Source organism: Streptomyces sp. NBC_01224 (assembly GCF_036002945.1).
Taxonomy (GTDB): domain Bacteria; phylum Actinomycetota; class Actinomycetes; order Streptomycetales; family Streptomycetaceae; genus Streptomyces.
This window is the reverse complement of record NZ_CP108529.1, coordinates 3,961,655-3,978,095: the sequence shown is the minus strand read 5'-3', so window position 1 is coordinate 3,978,095 and position 16,441 is coordinate 3,961,655. Positions and strand designations below refer to the sequence as shown.

Genomic DNA, 16,441 nt, shown 5'->3' with positions numbered 1-16,441 from the left:
ACCCCTAGCTGGTATAGACCTTAAGCTGATAGATGTCACTGCTGTGAAGGAAAAGTCAGCAGAGCGCGTGCGCATTCCCGCCGCGGACCGCGAGGGCACGCCGCCCCTTTTGCCTTGTTCGTCGAGCATGGGGCCGCTGGGCGACGGATTGGGTGACGGCCTGGGGGGTGGACGGCCGGCCGAGCTCTGGAACCGTAACTTCCGGCTCTTCTTCGTCGCCCGTACCGCCGCGCTCTTCGGTGACGGAATGATTCCGGTGGCGCTCACCGCGGGCCTGCTGGGGGCGGGCCGGCCGCACTCGTCGGTGGGGTTCGCGCTGGCGGCCTGGATGGGGCCGCTGGCACTCTTCGTGCTCTTCGGCGGCGTACTGGCGGACCGGTTCACCCCGCGCCGGATGATGATCATCGCGGATGTGCTGCGGCTGGTCGGGGCCTCGGTGCTGGCGGTCTCCTTCGCCACCGGCAACCCGCCGCTGTGGGCGGTGTACGCGCTCAGCGCGGTGGCCGGTGTGGGCGCCGCACTCTTCCAGCCGGGCGTCGCGTCGACCGTGCCCCGGGTGTCCTCGGACGTGCAGCGCGCCAATGCGGTGCTCCGGGTCTCCGAGGCGCTGATGACCATGGCGGGCCCGGCCTTCGCGGGCATGCTCGTCGGACTGGCCAGCGCCGGGGCGGTGTACGCGGCGAACGCGTCGACGTTCCTGGTCTCCGGCCTCTGCCTCTTCCTGCTGCGGCTCGCCCCGGCCCCGTCGGACGCCGTGCAGCGTGGCACCTTCGTCGCCGAACTGGTCGATGGATGGCGGGAGTTCCGGGCCCGCAGCTGGCTGTGGGGGGTGATCGCGATCTGGACGGTCTACGGCTTCACGGTGCTCGGCCCGATGCTGCCGCTCACCGCGGTCGAGGTCACCGAGGCGCACGGCTCGGGGACGTATGGCGTGATGATGGCGGTGAACGGCGCGGGCAGCGTCGTCGGCGGGCTGCTCGCCCTGCGCCTGAGGCCGCGCCGCCCGCTCGCGGCGGGGGCCGTCGCGCTGACCGCGGTCTGCGTGAACCTGGTGGTGCTGGGCCTCGGGCTGCCGGTGGCCGCGCTCGGGGCGGGGCAGTTCGTGGCGGGTGCGGCGTTCGCGTTCTGGCTGGTGATGTGGTCGACGACGGTGCAGACCCATGTCCCGCCGGAGGCGCTGAACCGCCTGCACGCGTACGACGTGGCGGGCTCCCTGCTGATGCTGGCGGCGGGCCGGGCGCTGGCGGGACCGGTCGCGGACCGGCTGGGCGCGCCGGAGGTGCTGCTGGCCGGAGCGGTGATCAACCTGATGGTGGTGGCGGTACTGCTGGTGGCCCGGCCGATCCGGCGGCTGGAGCGGATCGGATGACCGCGGGAGGGTCGGACACCGTCGTGCCCCGGGCGGCGCGGACGGCTCTGCGGGCACGCGCGGTCGCGGCCGGGGCCGCGGCGCTGACCGTCGCAGCGGGGCTCGGGGTCAGGGCGTTCGCGGACGGTGCCGTCGCCAAGTACGCCGGGGACGCGCTCTACACCGTGCTGATCTGCGCCCTGGCCACTGTGATCGCCCCGCGTGCGCGGCCGGCCGTCACGGCAGGGACGGCGCTCGCGTTCAGCTGGGCGGTCGAGCTGCTGCAACTGACCGGGGTGCCCGCGGAACTCTCCCGGCACAGCGCGGTGGCGCGGCTGGTGCTCGGCTCGGCCTTCAACGCACCCGACCTGTTCTGGTACGCGGTGGGGGCGGGGTGCGCCTGGGCCGTGGCGGCCCTGGCTACTTGCTCCGGGAGCGCTCCTCGGACCTCTGCATCTCGATGACCTGGAGGACATGGGCGCTGGTCTGCCTGCGCACACTGCCACCGACGAGCAGCGCCGCACCGCACACGGACAAGGGCGCGGAGATCCCCAGAATGGCCAGCTGCTTCGGCCACTCGGTGATCATCTCGCACTCCGTCGTGACCCGGTAGCAGTACGCGTCCTGCTGTTCCACCAGCAGGAAGCCCAGCCAGATCCACAGGGCGCAGGCGACGATCAGAAGCACGGCGCCCCAGGCCTGCATCAGCGCGGAGCGGTGGTGGAACTGTTGGCGTGCCGCCCACTGCATGAGATCCCCCGGTTCGGTACGCGACGAAGTCCAAGGGGCGGACGCACCGCCCGCCGACCGACAGGTGATCGTACGCGCATACGAGCCCGTCCGGGCCGGAAGGCGTCGGTCGTCATGGCCCGATTCCTGCGAAGCATGTCCCTCCGGCCACTCGTGAGGGCGTACGCCATGACCCGATGCTGAGTGACGTGACCCAGACAACCGAAAGCGCCGCCCGGGACGACGACCGGCAGGCCACCTCCGCAGCCCCCGACGGGCGCTCCCGCCGGCGCATTCACCGCGCCTGGATCGTCGCCGTCGTCACCTTCGTGACGATCATCGGCGGCGCCGCCTTCAACTCCCTGCCCGGCCTCCTCATCGACCCGCTCCACACGGAATTCGGCTGGTCGCGCGGGGAGATCGGACTCGCCGTCTCCATCGACATGGCGCTGTACGGGCTCACCGCACCGTTCGCGGCCGCGCTGATGGACCGCTTCGGTATCCGCCGGGTCGTCGTCGTGGCCCTTTCCACGGTGGCGGCCGGGGCACTGGCCAGCGTCTGGATGACGGCCTCCTGGCAGTTGATGATCTATTGGGGGCTGCTCGTCGGCCTCGGCACCGGGTCGATGGCGTTGGCCTTCTCGGCAACGGTCACCAACCGCTGGTTCGTCGCCCGGCGCGGTCTGGTCACCGGCATCCTCACCGCGGCGGGCGCCTCCGGACAGCTGGTCTTCCTGCCGCTGTGCGCCTGGATCGTCGAGGAGCACGGCTGGCGCCCGGCCTCGGTGACCGTGGCCCTCGCCGCCCTGGTCGTCGTTCCGTTCGTCTGGCTCCTGATGCGCGACCACCCGGCGGATGTGGGCCTCGCCCCGTACGGCGGCACCTACGTGAAGAAGCCCGCACCCGCACACGGGGCGGCGAGGCGCACCGTACGCGTCCTGTTCGACGCCGCCCGCACCGGGCCGTTCTGGCTGCTGGCCGGTACGTTCGCGATCTGCGGGGCCTCGACCAACGGCCTGATCCGTACGCACTTCGTGCCGTCGGCCCACGACCACGGCATGCCCATCACCGCCGCGGCCTCGCTGCTCGCCGTCATCGGGGTCTTCGACATCATCGGCACGGTCTTCTCCGGCTGGCTCACCGACCGCTTCGACGCCCGCCGGCTCCTCGCCGTCTACTACGCGCTGCGCGGCGTCTCACTGCTCTTCCTGCCGATGCTGATGGCGCCGACGGTGCATCCGCCGATGGTGTTCTTCATCGTCTTCTACGGTCTGGACTGGGTCGCCACCGTCCCGCCGACGCTGGCCCTGTGCCGTGAGCAGTACGGCGAGGACAGCGCCATCGTCTTCGGCTGGGTCCTCGCCTCCCACCAGGTGGGCGCGGCGCTGGTGGCGTTCCTGGGCGGTGTGGCGCGCGATGTGTTCGGCTCGTACGACATGGTCTGGTACGCGTCGGGGGCGCTGTGCGCGATGGCGGCCCTGATGGCGCTGGTGATCCGGCGGGTCCGGGAGCCGTCGGGCGCCGCCGCGGGACTCGGCTGACGGTTCCGGTCAGGCGGAGAGGTTCTCGGCGACCGTCAGGAAGACAGGGAAGTTCGCGATGTCGCTGACGGCGACGCTGCACCAGCGGCCGGATTCGCCGGTCCCCATGATGTGAACCCTGCCCGCCCGACCTGTATCTCCTGGACGTCGGACCAGGGGAGGTGGCCGCTCCTGCTGGTGGCCATGCCGGTGCGTGGGCCGCGGTGAACGTTCATCCGCCGGTCCGGGCCGGGGGCGCGGTGAACGTTCAACCGCCGAGCGGCCCGAACCGCCCGAACACCCCCCGGTGGAACAGCAGCGGACCGTCCCCGTCCGCTGCCCCCAGCGCCTCCACCCTGCCCACCACGATCAGATGGTCGCCCCCGGTGTGGACGGCCTGGATGCGGCAGTCGATCCAGGCCGGTACGGAGTCCAGCAGCGGCGACCCGGTCGCGGGAGCCGCCTCGTACGCCACCCCCGCGAACTTTTCGGCCCCGCTCACCGCGAAGCTCCGGCACAGCGCTCCCTGGTCCGCGCCCAGGATGTTGACGCAGAAGGCCCCGGCGCGGGCAATGTGCGGCCAGGTCGTCGACGTACGGGCGACCATGAAGGTGACCAGCGGCGGGTCGAGGGAGAGCGACGCGAACGACTGGCAGGCGAAGCCCGCCGGCCCCTCCGCGTCGTCCGGGTCGTGTGCGGTGACGATGGTGACCCCGCTCGCGAAGTGCCCCAGTACGTGGCGGAAGTCGGCCGGGTCGACCGGCAGCCGCTCGCCGTCGGCGACGGCCCGCAGATCCGGGCGCGGCAGCGGATCGACCGGCGGCGGCGCTGCGGTGGTGGCGGCGCCGACGGACCTGAGGTACCGGACGGCGGTGGCGGCCATGCCTGCGTGTCCCATCACGCCTTCCATTGAAGCTGACGGAACGTCAGATAGAAAGGGTGGGGCAAGGGTTCCGTGTGCGAAGGGGGGAGCCGGGGTTGAGGAGTATCCGTGCCGGATCGTGCGCCAACGACCTCGGGAGCGATTGAGTTCGTGACGTGCCGGCCTGGCGGGTCGGCTGGTGCGTGATCAGCAGGTGGCCTGGCGGGCGAGTTCTTCGAGCAACTCGCCGGAACATGCGCGGGAGACCACGCCGTTCCGTGCGGAGCTGGAGCGGTACTTCTTCCTGGACGTCGCGGACCGGGAGAAAGTGCAGGCCGAGCGCCGTGCCCATAACCGACTCGGAGCCCGGCGGGCGGCCGAGGACGCCGACAGGGCGGCGTGCTCCGACGCGGTGTCGGAGTACGCCGCCCTGGGGTGGGACGGGCTGCGGGAGGTGGCCCGCGTTACTTCGGGTCGCGGTTGAACTTCGAGGTCGACCAGAAGTATCCGAGCACCGCGAGGCCCAGGCACCAGGCGATGGCGAGCCATCCGTTGTTGCCGATCTCGCTGCCGAGCAGCAGCCCGCGCAGGGTCTCGATGGCGGGCGTGAACGGCTGGTACTCGGCGATCGGCTGGAACCAGCCCGGCATCGCGTCGACCGGGACGAAGGCGCTGGAGAGGAGCGGCAGCAGGATCATCGGCATCGCGTTGTTGCTGGCGGCCTCGGCGTTCGGGCTGATCAGGCCCATGCCGACCGCGACCCAGGTGAGCGCCATGGCGAAGAGCACGAGCAGCCCGAACGCCGCCAGCCACTCCAGGACGCCGGCATCCGTGGACCGGAAGCCGATGGCCACGCCGACGGCGCCGACGAGGACCACGCTGATGATTGACTGCAGCACGCTGCCGATGACATGTCCGATGATCACGGAGCCGCGGTGGATCGCCATCGTGCGGAAGCGGGCGATGATGCCCTCGGTCATGTCGTTGGAGACGGATACCGCGGTGCCGATCGTGGTGCTGCCGATGGTCATCAGCAGGAGGCCCGGGACGATATAGGCGATGTAGTCGGAGCGGTCCGCGCCGCCGCCGCCGATGCCCGCGCTCATCACATCTCCGAAGATGTAGACGAAGAGCAACAGCATCATGATCGGCGTGAGCAGCAGGTTCAGGGTCATGGACGGGTAGCGGCGTGCGTGCAGGAGGTTGCGGCGCAGCATCGTGTTCGAGTCGCGTACGGCGAGGGCGAGGGCGCTCATCGGACAGTCTCCTTGGGCTGGTTGGGCACGTTGGTGGAGCCGGTCAGGGCGAAGAACACGTCGTCGAGGTCAGGGGTGTGCACGGTCAGCTCGTCCGCCTCGATGCCGGCCGAGTCCAGCCAGTCAAGGATGGAGCGCAGCTCGCGCTGGCTGCCGTCGCTGGGGATCTGCAGCGCGAGCGCCTCGTCGTCCCGGGAGGCCTCGCGCAGTGCGGAGGCGGCGGACTGGTACGCGCCCGGGTCACAGAAGCGGAGCCGGACGTGTCCGCCGGGGATGAGCCGCTTCAGCTCCTCGGCGCTCCCCTCGGCGGCGATCTTGCCGTCGTTCAGCACCGCGATGCGGTCGGCGAGCTCGTCGGCCTCATCCAGGTACTGGGTGGTGAGGAAGACGGTGACGCCGCCGGAGACCAGCTCGCGGATGATCCCCCACATGTTGTGGCGGCTGCGCGGGTCGAGGCCGGTGGTCGGCTCGTCGAGGAAGATGATCCGCGGGTTGCCGACCAGCGTCATGGCGATGTCGAGGCGGCGCTTCATGCCGCCGGAGTAGGTGGAGGCGGGCTTCTTCGCGGCCTCGACCAGGTCGAAGCGCTCCAGCAGCTCGGCGGCGACCCGCCGTCCCTCGCGCTTGGAGAGGTGGTGCAGGTCCGCCATGAGGAGCATGTTCTCCTCGCCGGTGATCAGCCCGTCGACGGCGGAGAACTGCCCGGTGACGCCGATCGCGGCCCGGACCGCCTGCGGGTCGGCGGCCAGGTCGTGGCCGCCGACGTGCAGGTCGCCGGCGTCGGCGGTGATCAGGGTGGAGAGGATTTTGACGGCGGTGGTCTTGCCGGCGCCGTTCGGGCCGAGCAGCGCGAACACGGACCCGGCCGGGATGCGCAGATCGATGCCGTCGAGCACGGTCTTGTCGCCGTACGACTTGCGCAGACCGACGACGGAGACGGCGGCGGGCGACTGCGGACCGTCACCCCGACTGGACGTGGGCATGACAGATGAAGGCATGGGGCTCTCCCGATCGAAGGGTGAAGTGACTGGGGTGAGTGAGCGAGTTTGCGGGGCCGGTGCTCAGCCCCGGGCGCGGCGGACGTCGATGTTGCCGTGCCGGGTGCGGGCGCGGACCTCGACGGTGTCCTCGGTCTTCTCCGGGGTCTCGGACGCGGTGAGCGTGTTGCGCACCTGGCCGGAGCGCGAGCTGACGTCGAGCCAGGCAGCAGTGCCCTCGCGGACGCCGACCTCGATGGCGCCGTAGGAGGTCTCCAACTGGACTGTGCCGCAGGTGACTTCGGCGACGCGCAGGGTGCCGTGAGCGGTGGTGGCGGCGACCGAGCCCTCGGCGCGCTCGATGTTGATGTCGCCGTTGGCGCCGCTCACCCGCAGGTCGCCGGTCGCGGTGCCGACGGTCGTGGTGCCGTGCGAGTTCTTCAGGACAGCGGGGCCGTCGACGGTGCCGACGCGCAGGCTGCCGGAGCTGGTGGTGATCTCGGCCATGCCCTCGATCCGGTCGACGGTGATCGAGCCGTGGGAGGCGGTCAGCTGGAGAGGCCCGGTCGTGTCGAGGCGGACGTCACCGGACGAGGTCTTCACCCGGACCTCGCCGAGCCGGCCCTCGCCGAGTACCTGGGCCCAGGCGCCGGTCATGTCGATGCGCGAGCCCGTGGGCAGTTCGACCGTCACGTCGACGGTGCCGGTGCGCCCGAGGAGATAGCGCTGCTTGGGCGTCCTGACGGTCAGGACGCCGCTCGCGTATGTGACTTCGGTCTGCTCGGCGGCCCGCACGTCCTGGTCCTTCTTCGGGTCGCGGGGGGCTACGTCCACGACGGTGTCGGCGCGGCCGGTCGCGGCGAACTGGATGGATCCCGCGTCCACGTGGGCGTTGACCGAGATCGGCTGGGGCGTGTCGAAAGAAGGCATGGCTGTCCCGTCCTCTTGGGTCCTCTTGGGTGTTCGTGGCGTCCCCGCTGGTGGGACGTGGTGTGGGTGAAGTCGTTCCGAGGGGCTGGTTAATGCACCCAGCCCGTGAAGCTCTGGCCGATGATCCTGGTCTTCCCGGGGGTACGGGGGGTGGCGGCGCCGCCCGTGTCGACCGCGGCCGACACGACGCGTACGAGCCATGCGTTGACCGACAGGCCCTCGCGGCTCGCGGCCTCCTCGGCGCGGGTCTTGAGGTGGGTGGGCAGGCGCAGATTGACGCGGGCGGTGCCGCCCTCGTCCGTGTCGGCGGGGACCGGGGCCGGTGCGGGCGCCGGTGTGTCGAGCGGTTCGGTCCGGTCCTCGTGCTGCGGCAGCACCACCACGAAGTCGGGGTCGAGGCCACGCAGTCGTACGTCGACCGAGCCGGGGGCGAGTTCACGGGTGATCTCGTCCATGGCGGCGGACAGCACATTGAGCAGGGTCAGGCGGGTGGCCGACTCCAGCGGCGCGGTCAGCCGCTCGGCGAGCTCGCGGGCTTCGTCGCCCCCGGCTTCGGCGGCCACCGCCAGTTCCCTGCGGAGTGTTTCGACATACGGCGTGAGGTCCATGACGCAATAGTGGCACCATTGTGGCGCCATTGGCAAGGCTGAAGGTGCGTTGCGTGGCGCGGGGTTGGGGTCCATGGCGGCGAATTGGCCTGTCGTCGCAGGTCAGCGGCGCGCGAGGAGTGAATGAGGTTATGGCGCCAAGTTGTCGCGAGGTGGTGTCGAGTGGTGTCGCGCGGAGCCGAGCGGGCGCCCTCTCGCTGTTCAAGATCAAGTACGAGCGTTAATGGCTGCACCAGTACAAGGCTGCGGAAGCAGGGCCCGGAGCCCATCGCAGTGCCCGCGCAGCGCAGTGCGAAGCCGACCCGCATCGGGTACTCCCGTACGTCGACCGCCCGCCAGGGGCCGGCAAGCCGGCTCGACGCCCTCCGGGGAGCGGACTGCCACAAGATCTACCAGGAGCAGATCAGCACCCGGATCAAGGTGCGGCCCGAACCGGCGGCCGCGCTCACGCTCGCCCGCCAGTTCAAGGAGGCCGCGCCCGACACCCCGGTCATCTTCGCCGCCCACGAGCTCAAGCGCCTGGCCCGCAACGCCGCCGAGTTGATGATGCTCTCTGTCGACCTCCCGGTCGCCGGCATCCGGCTCGAACTCCTCACCGGCCCGCTGAACGACATCTGCGCCCCCAACCGCATGGGCGTCATGTCCATGGCGGCGATCTACCCACCCGCCCCCAGCACCTCGTCCGCTCCGTCCAGATGCTCCCGGCGCGGAATCCGTTTCCCGGCCTCGACCTTGTAGACCTGGTCCTCCCCGTACCCGATCGCCACACCGAACTCGGGCGCGGCCTGCTGACCGTCGAGGCGCTCACCGACCGTTGTGGCGTCAGCCTCGGCCCCGTCCACTGCCGCAACCGTGGAGGACGTCTTCGCAGTGGGGTGCCCGCAGCCGACGAGGAGGAGGTCCTCGGCGATGCCGTGGCCCTGTCGGCGGTGGCCGGCGACAACTGGGCCCCGCGCACACAGCACCCCAGGAAAGATCCGCTATCGTGCGTTGCGTATCCCGAGAATGTATGCCGCAGTAAGCGCAACGGCACGGTCTTCGTCATGTGACAGATCTGCGAGGGCACGTGACGCTGTGATTCCCGGGATATCCGCGAGCGCCTGTGCCAGCCGTCGACGTGCAGACGATTCAACGGTGCCGTGGGCGAGGCAATCAACGAGCCCGGTAGCGATCTGATCCGCCAACGCGGGACGACTCGCCAGCGCGCTCAGTGCATCGGCTGCACCGACGTCATTCGTCTCCTCGACGACCATATCGATGAGCGTCGGGACCGCGTCGGCCACTCCACGTGCCCCGAGCGCCAGAGCTGCATACCTGCGGACCACGATGTCGGGGTTCGTGAGGGCGTCCTGCAGCAGTGCGGTCGCCTCACCGTCCGGAATCTCGGCGATGGACTGGACGGCACGTTTCCGCACCTCGGCCACTGATGAGCCGAGGCCCTCCGCCAGCAGCGCCAATCCGCCATCGCCCGATTGCGCCAAAGCCCATCGAAGGGCTCCGGCGACGTTCGGGTCCGTCTCGCTCAGCGCTGCCTCGACCAGTGCTTCCACTGGCATCGGAACCTCTTCGATCGAGGACAAGGCCGCGCGCTGGCGCGTCCCAGCGCTCTTTGACCCCAACGCCTGGAGGAGTGCAACGATCTGGAGGACGTCCTCCCAGCCGGCGGGTTCCGCGGCACCGATCCGACGGAGTCGCGTGAGCAGCTCCGTCTCACCTGCAATGCGTTCTCGCGTCTGGCGGATGAGGTCGTCGACGAGCTCTGAGGGCGTGAAGTCTTGATCATCGAGCGCGCGACCGACTTCGCGCAGCGACAGCCCCAATGACCGCAGGCTCTCGATATGGAAGATCCGTCGGATGTCCTCGCTGGAGTACTCTCGATAGCCGGCGTCGGTACGACCCGTTGGCCGCACCAGGCCGAGCGAGTCGTAATGCCTGAGCATGCGGGCGCTGACCCCGGACCGTCGTGCCACATCACCGATCAACACTGCCTATCACCCCTCCTGGCCGGCCCTGCCGAGGGCTACGACGCGCTTCGCCTCCTCGATCGTGAACTCGAATCCGGCATCCGGGTCGCGCAACAGCCGTTCCGTGGCGATCGCGTGCGCCCGCACGCGAGGGTCGCGATCCGTCATCGCAGCGCGCAGAGTTGGCAGAATCACCTCACCGAGCGCGATCAGCGCCCGGCTGAGGCTCAGCTGCGTCTCACGTTCGCCGCGTCCGAGCTGTGTCGACAACGCTGCGGCCAACTCGGGCTCTTCACCTTCGGGCACGAGCACGACCGCTGCCCGCCAAGCGCTGCGCGCCACCTCATCGTCGGCGTCGGACAGAAGCGCCCGTGTGATCGCCGGCCACGCTTGCCGATCCCCGATCTTGGACAGCGTGTGCAACGCCTGGCTTCGTGCCTGCGCACGCTCCGAGCGGACTTCATCGAGAAGCTCTGGGACCGTCATTGATGCTGAGTGGCGGGTGAGTGCCCACGTAAGCATTTCGCGCACGTAGAACTCGGGTTCGATCGCGCATCGTTCGATGAGCTTGTCGACGAACCGCGGGTCAGGGGTCGTACCGACCGCTAACGCTGCCCGCAGCCGCACTGACGAGTGGCTGTCCTCCAGCCCCTGGAGAGCTCGAATCGTATGCGTGTCCTGTTTCGGCATGGTCATCGGGACCACCTCCCTGACACAGTGAAGACCTTGTCACTGTGTCAAGGTCAAGCGGGGCCACGCCGCGAGATCACCAGGCACCCTCTGTCCACCGAGTTCGGTGCGTGTCAAGTTCTTCGAGCCGATCGACCTGCCAGGGCCGGGCGAGGCGGAGTCGGGTGTGGGCGGCGTTGATCAGCCAGGTCCAGCGGTCGGCTGCCTGTGGGGTGCGGAGTTTCGGGCGGGTCCAGCCCCCAGTGTCCGCTTGATCATTCTGAAGGTGTGTTCAAGGTCGGAGGGACGCCAGAGGGCTTCCGGGGCCGCTCACAGCCCCCGGTACTTCGGTGTACGCCGTTCAACGAAGCTCGCCACGCCCTCGTTGGCGTCCTGCGTCGTCATGTTGACCTCCTGGGCCATCGCTTCGGCCGCGAACGCCGTCGCGCGGTCGGAGTCCAGGGAGGCGTTCACCAGCTGCTTGGTGAGGGCGATCGCGCGGGTCGGGCCGTCGGCCAGGCGCTGGGCCCACGCGCGGGCCGTCGCCGTGAGTTCCTCGTCCGGGACCACCCGGTTGACCAGACCCAGACGCTCCGCCTCCCTCGCCGGGAGCGAGTCGCCGAAGAACATCAGCTCCTTGGCGCGCTGCGGGCCGATCAGGCGCGGCAGCAGGTATGCGCCACCGCCGTCCGGTACGAGGCCGCGGCGTACGAACACCTCGATGAACTTCGCCGAGTCGGCGGCCAGCACCAGATCGCAGGCGAACGCGAGGTGGGCGCCGAGGCCGGCAGCAGTGCCGTTGACGGCCGCGATCACCGGCTTCTCGCAGTCCAGGACCGCGGCGGTCAGGCGCTGAGCGCCGAGCCGGATCGTACGGGCGACATCGCCCGGCACCCGGTCGCCCGTCGTCGGGGCGCCGCGCAGGTCGGCGCCCGCGCAGAAGCCGCGGCCGGTGGCGGTGAGGACGACGGCCCGGACAGCCGGGTCGGCGGAGGCCTCGGTGAGCAGGGCGATGACGCGTTCCCGCTGGTCCCAGGTGACGGCGTTCATCGCTTCGGGGCGGTTGAGCGTGATCCAGGAGACGCCGTTGTCAGTGGCGTGGAGTACCAATGAGTCAAGCGGGTCGGTGGACTCGGTGGACTCGGTGGTGTCTTCGGGGGAGGACGGCATGAGGCAGCTCCTGGGTAGGTGGGTCGGCCGGTGGCGCGGCCGTCGAGGCGGTCGGCGGGGTGACCGGTCAGCGGCAGACGGCGAGCGCGTCCAGCGCGACCGCGCCCTGCCCCCGCCCCAGCACCATCAGCGGGTTGATGTCCAGCTCGGAGAGGTCGTCGCCCAGTTCCAGCGCCATCCGCTGCACCCGCAGCACGACCTCGACGAGCGCGTCCACATCCACCGGCGGACCGCCGCGTACGCCCTCCAGCAGGGCCCGGCCGCGCAGTTCGGCCAGCATCGACCGCGCCTGGTCCTCGCCGAAAGGCGGCACGCGTACCGCCGCGTCGTGCAGCACCTCGACCAGTACGCCGCCGAGCCCGACCGTCACCGTCGGCCCGAACAGCGCGTCCTGCGTGACACCCACCATCATCTCGACGCCCCGCTCGACCATCTGGCAGACCAGGATGCCGTCCAGCTCGACGCCCTCGTACCGTGCGATGTCGGTCAGTTCGCGGTAGGCGTCGCGTACCTGGCTGGCGGAGGTGAGCCCGACCTTGACCAGACCCAGCTCGGTCTTGTGCGCGAGCCGGGCGCCCGACGCCTTCATGACGACCGGGTAGCCGACCAGCCCCGCGGCCCGGACGGACGCCGCGGCGCTGGTCACCAACTGCTCGCGCGGGACGCGGATTCCGTACGCGCGCAGCAGCTGCTTCGCCGCGTGCTCGCTCAACTGGTGGCCCGGGCGCATCAGTGCCTGCGCCTTGCGGAACGAGGGCGACGGCGTGCGCGGCGCCTCGTCGAAGGGGGAGCGGTAGGAGGCTACGAACCGGTGGTGGTCCAGATAGGCCTTCACCGCGGTGATGCAATTGCCGAAGGTACGGAAGGTGGCGACGCGGGACGAGCCGAGCAGCGTCGTGCGGTACGCGTCCTCCGTACCGACGGGCGATCCCCACACCACGCACACCAGCTTGTCCGTGGCCTCCGCCGCGTCCACCAGGTCCTGCGCGAGCCTGTCGCTCATCGGGGGGAAGGGGCCGGTGATCGGACAGATCAGCACCCCGACGGCGGGGTCGGCGAGGATCGCGTCGATGATCTTCCGGCCGCGCCAGTCGCCGACCGGGTGGCCGCCGTTGTCGACCGGGTTCGCCACGTTCAGATAGCCGGGGATCCACTCGTGCAGCTCGCGCTGCTTCTCCTCGGACAGGGTGGGGATCTTCAGCCCCGCGCCGGTCGCCAGGTCCGAGAAGTGCGCGCCCGTGCCGCCCGAGATCGAATAGACGACGACCCCGTCGGCCTGCGGCTTCCGTGCCCGGGCCAGCAGGGCCGCGGTGTCCTGGAGTTCGTCGAGCCCGTCCACCCGGATCACGCCGAACTGCCGCATCGCCGCGTCCACCACCTGGTCGGCGCCGGTCAGCTTGCCGGTGTGTGAGGCGGCCATCCGGGCTCCCGTCTCCGTACGCCCCACCTTGACCGCCACCACCGGAACGCCGGCCCGCGCCGCCCGGTCCGCGGCCAGCAGAAAGGAGCGCCCGTCCTTGAGCCCCTCCACGTAACAGGCGATGGCCCCGACCTCCGGGCGCTGCGAGAAGTACGAGATGAAGTCGGCGGTCTCCAGATCCGCCTCGTTGCCCGTGGGCGCCCAGTGCGAGAGCCGCACGCCCAGCTCCTGAAGGGTGTAGACGGGGCGGCCCTGGTGACCGGACTGAGTGATCAGTGCGATGGCCGGTCCGTCCAGATCGTCCCGGAACTCCTCGAAGGCGTTGAGGTTGGTGTTCGGCCCGAGCAGCCGCAGCCCGGACCGCTCCACGGCCGCGGCCAGTCGCGCCTGGGCGGCGGCGCCCTCCTCACCGGTCTCGGCGAACCCGGAGGCGAAGGCCACGGCGAACTTCACCTTGGACTGCGCGAGTTCCTCGATCACCGGGAGCGGATCACCGACCAGCAGCACGGCCAGATCGACCTGCTCCGGCAGGTCCGCGACGGAAGGAGAACAGGCCCGCCCGAACACGGACTCCCGGCTGGGATGAACGGGATACAGCCGCGCCCCGACCCGCTCGGCCCAGCCGATCAGCTGCCGGGTGATCCCGGTATTGGGCCGCCCTTCGGTGTCGGACGCGCCGATCACGGCGACGGACTCGGGCCGGAAGAACCGGTCCAGATCCGGCACGGGCGCGTGCAGCGGGCGGCCGCTGACATCGAGATCGCCCTCCGCGGCGGCGGCCGCCATGCTGTGGACGATGGCATGCGGCTCTTCGCCGCAGGCCACCACCCTGGCGCGGAAGTCGGTGGTGAGGGTGCCGTGAGTCGATCCAAGCATCGTTCCGCCCACTCCTGCTCGAAGTCCGTCGGGTGCTCGTGCCCGGCCAGCCGAAAGCTGACGCTCTGTCAGGTTACTGAACTGACGGCCCGTCAGGAATGGGTATGCAGGCAAAGGCTGATCCGGACGCATGGACATCCACTCCGGATTCCGGGACATGGCCCGCGTGCGGGGCGCCGGGACAGGCTTCTCGTATGACACAGGAAGCACAGAACACTCGTACAGACCGGCCCGTACTCGTCGTCGGAGGTACCGGCAAGACCGGACGCAGGGTCGTGGAACGGCTGCGGGAACAAGGGGTGGAGACGCGGGTGGCTTCGCGGTCCGGGGAGACACCGTTCGACTGGGACGACCGGGGGACCTGGGGCGCGGCGCTGGAGGGGGTCGCGGCGGCGTACATCGTTCCGCTGGACCTCGCTCCCTCCCGGACCCCCGCGCTGGTGGAGCAGGCCGTGGCGAGCGGGGTCGGGAGGCTGGTGCTGCTGTCCGCCCGGGGCGCCGACGTGCCGGGGTATTTTGGGGACTCCTACGACGGGACGGGACCGCACATGGAGGGGGAGATCGCGGTGCGGGCCTCGGGGGTGCCGTGGACGATCCTGCGGCCCGGCTGGTTCGCGCAGAACTTCAGCGAGGGAGTCTTCCGCGACGGGGTGATGGGCGATGAGCTGGCGCTGCCCGCCGGGGACGGGGCCGCCGCGTTCGTCGACGCGGACGACATCGCGGACGTCGCTGTCGCCGCGCTCACCCGGCCCGGCCACGAGGGTCAGGTGTACGAGCTGTCCGGACCGCGGGCGCTCACCGTCGACGACGCGCTGGCCGAGATCGCGAAGGTCACCGGGCGGCGGGCCGGGTACGTCCCGGTCCCCGAGCAGGAGTTCGTGGCGGGACTGGTCGCCCAGGGGATGTCCCCCGAGGAAGCGGCGCTGTGGACGGACGCGATGAAGCCGATCCGTACGAGCCGGGAGGCTCCGGTCGTCGACGGAGTGCAGCGTGCGCTGGGGCGCCCGCCGCGGGACTTCGGTACGTTCGTGCGCAAGGCGGACGACGCGGGCGCCTGGACCGGCTGAGCCCGGGGGAGGCGGCGTCAGCCTGCCGGGGCCTCCCGGTCCGGTTCGCCCCGTACCGCGGGCTCGCGGCGGTACGCGCTCGGGCTGACGCCCCGGACCCGTTTGAACGCGGCGCTGAAGCCGAACGCGTCGGCGTACCCCACCCGGCGGGCCACCGCCGCCACCGTCAGGTCCTGGCGGCTCAGCAGATCGGCGGCGAGCGTCATGCGCCATTCCGTCAGATACGCCACCGGGCCCTCCCCGACCAGTTCGGTGAACCGTTTCGCGAACGTGGTGCGCGAGACCCCGGCCCGTGCGGCCAGCTCCGCCGTCGTCCACGGATGCGCCGGCTCCTCGTGCATGGCACGCAGCGCCGGGCCCGCCACCTCGTCGCCGAGAGCGCGGTACCACATGGGCGGGGCCGCCTCCGGGCGGTCGAACCAGTCGCGCAGCGTGCACACCAGCAGCCAGTCCAGCAGCCGGTCCAGCACGATCTGCCGGCCCGGCCGCGCCCTGCCGATCTGCGTCTCCAGATAGTCGCGCAGCGGCGAACAGTCCTCTTCGTCCGGCACGACGAGCACCGGAGGAAGGACCCGGAGCAGCCGTCGCGGAACCTCGGCGTGCACGTCGTAGGTGGCGGCCAGCAGCACGGTGGGGCCGCTGAGTTCGTCCGGCGGTGCCGGGTCGGCTCCGGGCTCGGTGTCCCAGCGCACCTCGCGTACGGACGCACCCGTATCCGTACCCGTACTCGTGTCCGTGGCCGGGTCGCCGGTGAAGACGAACGGAGCCGGGCCCCGTACGATCGCCGCCTCGCCGATCCGCACCCGGCGCGCCGTACCGTCGCCGCTCCGGCCCCCGTCCCCGCCCTCCGGGACGATCCAGCCCTCGCCGCGCAGCGGCACGCACAGGGTCAGATACGCGCCGTCCGTGAACCTCAGCGACCATGGCGGCCACAGCACCGAGCGGCCGAAGACCGCCCCCTTCCCCCGCACACCACGCAACAACTCGTCGAACACGTCCATGCGTCAACGGTACGCAGACGGGGCGGCGGACCGGGCGTTCGGCG

At 70.7% G+C, this 16,441-nt stretch carries 17 protein-coding genes and 2 pseudogenes; 6 read left to right on the top strand and 13 right to left on the bottom strand.

What is annotated here, in order from left to right; genetic code table 11:
- Positions 1-127 precede the first annotated feature (127 nt).
- Both OG609_RS17360 and OG609_RS17355 read left to right on the top strand, forming a co-directional pair.
- On the top strand, positions 128-1,369 hold the full coding sequence (locus OG609_RS17360; RefSeq protein ID WP_327273647.1) for an MFS transporter: 1,242 nt from the start codon (positions 128-130) through the stop codon (positions 1,367-1,369).
- Positions 1,366-1,812, top strand: coding sequence for a ribosomal maturation YjgA family protein (locus tag OG609_RS17355; RefSeq protein WP_327273646.1), 447 nt, complete (start codon positions 1,366-1,368; stop codon positions 1,810-1,812). Before OG609_RS17360 ends, OG609_RS17355 begins: the two co-directional genes overlap by 4 nt.
- Here OG609_RS17355 and OG609_RS17350 read toward each other — a convergent pair.
- Positions 1,769-2,098, bottom strand: a complete 330-nt coding sequence (locus OG609_RS17350; protein ID WP_327273645.1) for a hypothetical protein — start codon at positions 2,096-2,098, stop codon at positions 1,769-1,771. The two genes, OG609_RS17355 and OG609_RS17350, sit on opposite strands and share 44 nt — an antisense overlap.
- Positions 2,099-2,286: 188 nt before the next feature.
- Here OG609_RS17350 and OG609_RS17345 point away from each other — a divergent pair, with 188 nt between their 5' ends.
- Complete coding sequence (locus OG609_RS17345; RefSeq protein ID WP_385650958.1) at positions 2,287-3,618, top strand: MFS transporter; 1,332 nt, start codon at positions 2,287-2,289, stop codon at positions 3,616-3,618.
- Positions 3,619-3,865: 247 nt separating this feature from the next.
- Here the strand turns inward: OG609_RS17345 and OG609_RS17340 are convergent, their stop codons facing one another.
- The gene (locus OG609_RS17340; protein WP_327278088.1) at positions 3,866-4,480 is read right to left on the bottom strand and encodes a flavin reductase family protein; all 615 of its coding nucleotides are present in this window, start codon (positions 4,478-4,480) and stop codon (positions 3,866-3,868) included.
- 178 nt (positions 4,481-4,658) lie between these two features.
- Between OG609_RS17340 and OG609_RS17335 the strand changes: the two genes are divergently transcribed.
- Entirely contained in the window at positions 4,659-4,943 is a 285-nt protein-coding gene (locus OG609_RS17335; RefSeq protein ID WP_327273643.1) for a hypothetical protein, read from the top strand.
- Here OG609_RS17335 and OG609_RS17330 read toward each other — a convergent pair.
- The 4 genes from OG609_RS17330 to OG609_RS17315 all read right to left on the bottom strand — a co-directional run bounded on the left by OG609_RS17330 (position 4,924) and on the right by OG609_RS17315 (position 8,230).
- The gene (locus OG609_RS17330) at positions 4,924-5,715 is read right to left on the bottom strand and encodes an ABC transporter permease (RefSeq protein ID WP_327273642.1); all 792 of its coding nucleotides are present in this window, start codon (positions 5,713-5,715) and stop codon (positions 4,924-4,926) included. The genes OG609_RS17335 and OG609_RS17330 overlap by 20 nt on opposite strands.
- A complete protein-coding gene (locus OG609_RS17325; RefSeq protein WP_385650955.1) occupies positions 5,712-6,713 on the bottom strand; it encodes an ATP-binding cassette domain-containing protein in 1,002 nt (333 codons plus the stop codon). Before OG609_RS17325 ends, OG609_RS17330 begins: the two co-directional genes overlap by 4 nt.
- A gap of 63 nt (positions 6,714-6,776) precedes the next feature.
- Positions 6,777-7,622, bottom strand: a complete 846-nt coding sequence (locus OG609_RS17320; protein WP_327273640.1) for a DUF4097 family beta strand repeat-containing protein — start codon at positions 7,620-7,622, stop codon at positions 6,777-6,779.
- Between the two features lie 89 nt (positions 7,623-7,711).
- Positions 7,712-8,230: a hypothetical protein gene (locus tag OG609_RS17315; RefSeq protein ID WP_327273639.1), complete on the bottom strand. Its 519-nt coding sequence runs from the start codon at positions 8,228-8,230 to the stop codon at positions 7,712-7,714.
- Positions 8,231-8,353: 123 nt separating this feature from the next.
- On the opposite strand from OG609_RS17315, the gene OG609_RS17310 reads away from it, so the two are divergent.
- Positions 8,354-8,968 carry a recombinase family protein gene (locus OG609_RS17310; RefSeq protein ID WP_442817973.1) on the top strand — a complete coding sequence of 205 codons (615 nt, stop codon included), beginning with the start codon at positions 8,354-8,356 and terminating at the stop codon, positions 8,966-8,968.
- Here the strand turns inward: OG609_RS17310 and OG609_RS46200 are convergent.
- The 6 genes and pseudogenes from OG609_RS46200 to OG609_RS17285 all read right to left on the bottom strand — a co-directional run.
- Positions 8,890-9,072, bottom strand: a pseudogene (locus OG609_RS46200) (transcriptional regulator); the annotation flags it as partial. The gene OG609_RS17310 and the pseudogene OG609_RS46200 sit on opposite strands and share 79 nt — an antisense overlap.
- Before the next feature lie 138 nt (positions 9,073-9,210).
- Positions 9,211-10,215 (bottom strand): HEAT repeat domain-containing protein, encoded by a 1,005-nt coding sequence (locus tag OG609_RS17300; protein WP_327273638.1) that lies wholly within the window; start codon positions 10,213-10,215, stop codon positions 9,211-9,213.
- 6 nt (positions 10,216-10,221) lie between these two features.
- On the bottom strand, positions 10,222-10,890 hold the full coding sequence (locus tag OG609_RS17295; protein WP_327273637.1) for a HEAT repeat domain-containing protein: 669 nt from the start codon (positions 10,888-10,890) through the stop codon (positions 10,222-10,224).
- Positions 10,891-11,014: 124 nt separating this feature from the next.
- A pseudogene (locus OG609_RS46195) lies at positions 11,015-11,172 on the bottom strand (NF041680 family putative transposase); the annotation flags it as partial.
- Between the two features lie 21 nt (positions 11,173-11,193).
- Positions 11,194-12,033: an enoyl-CoA hydratase/isomerase family protein gene (locus OG609_RS17290; RefSeq protein WP_327273636.1), complete on the bottom strand. Its 840-nt coding sequence runs from the start codon at positions 12,031-12,033 to the stop codon at positions 11,194-11,196.
- Between the two features lie 67 nt (positions 12,034-12,100).
- A complete protein-coding gene (locus OG609_RS17285) occupies positions 12,101-14,329 on the bottom strand; it encodes an acetate--CoA ligase family protein (protein WP_327273635.1) in 2,229 nt (742 codons plus the stop codon).
- 194 nt (positions 14,330-14,523) lie between these two features.
- Here OG609_RS17285 and OG609_RS17280 point away from each other — a divergent pair, with 194 nt between their 5' ends.
- Positions 14,524-15,396 (top strand): NAD(P)H-binding protein, encoded by an 873-nt coding sequence (locus OG609_RS17280; protein ID WP_327273634.1) that lies wholly within the window; start codon positions 14,524-14,526, stop codon positions 15,394-15,396.
- A gap of 17 nt (positions 15,397-15,413) precedes the next feature.
- Here the strand turns inward: OG609_RS17280 and OG609_RS17275 are convergent, their stop codons facing one another.
- Complete coding sequence (locus OG609_RS17275) at positions 15,414-16,397, bottom strand: AraC family transcriptional regulator (RefSeq protein WP_327273633.1); 984 nt, start codon at positions 16,395-16,397, stop codon at positions 15,414-15,416.
- Between the last annotated feature and the right edge of the window lie 44 nt (positions 16,398-16,441).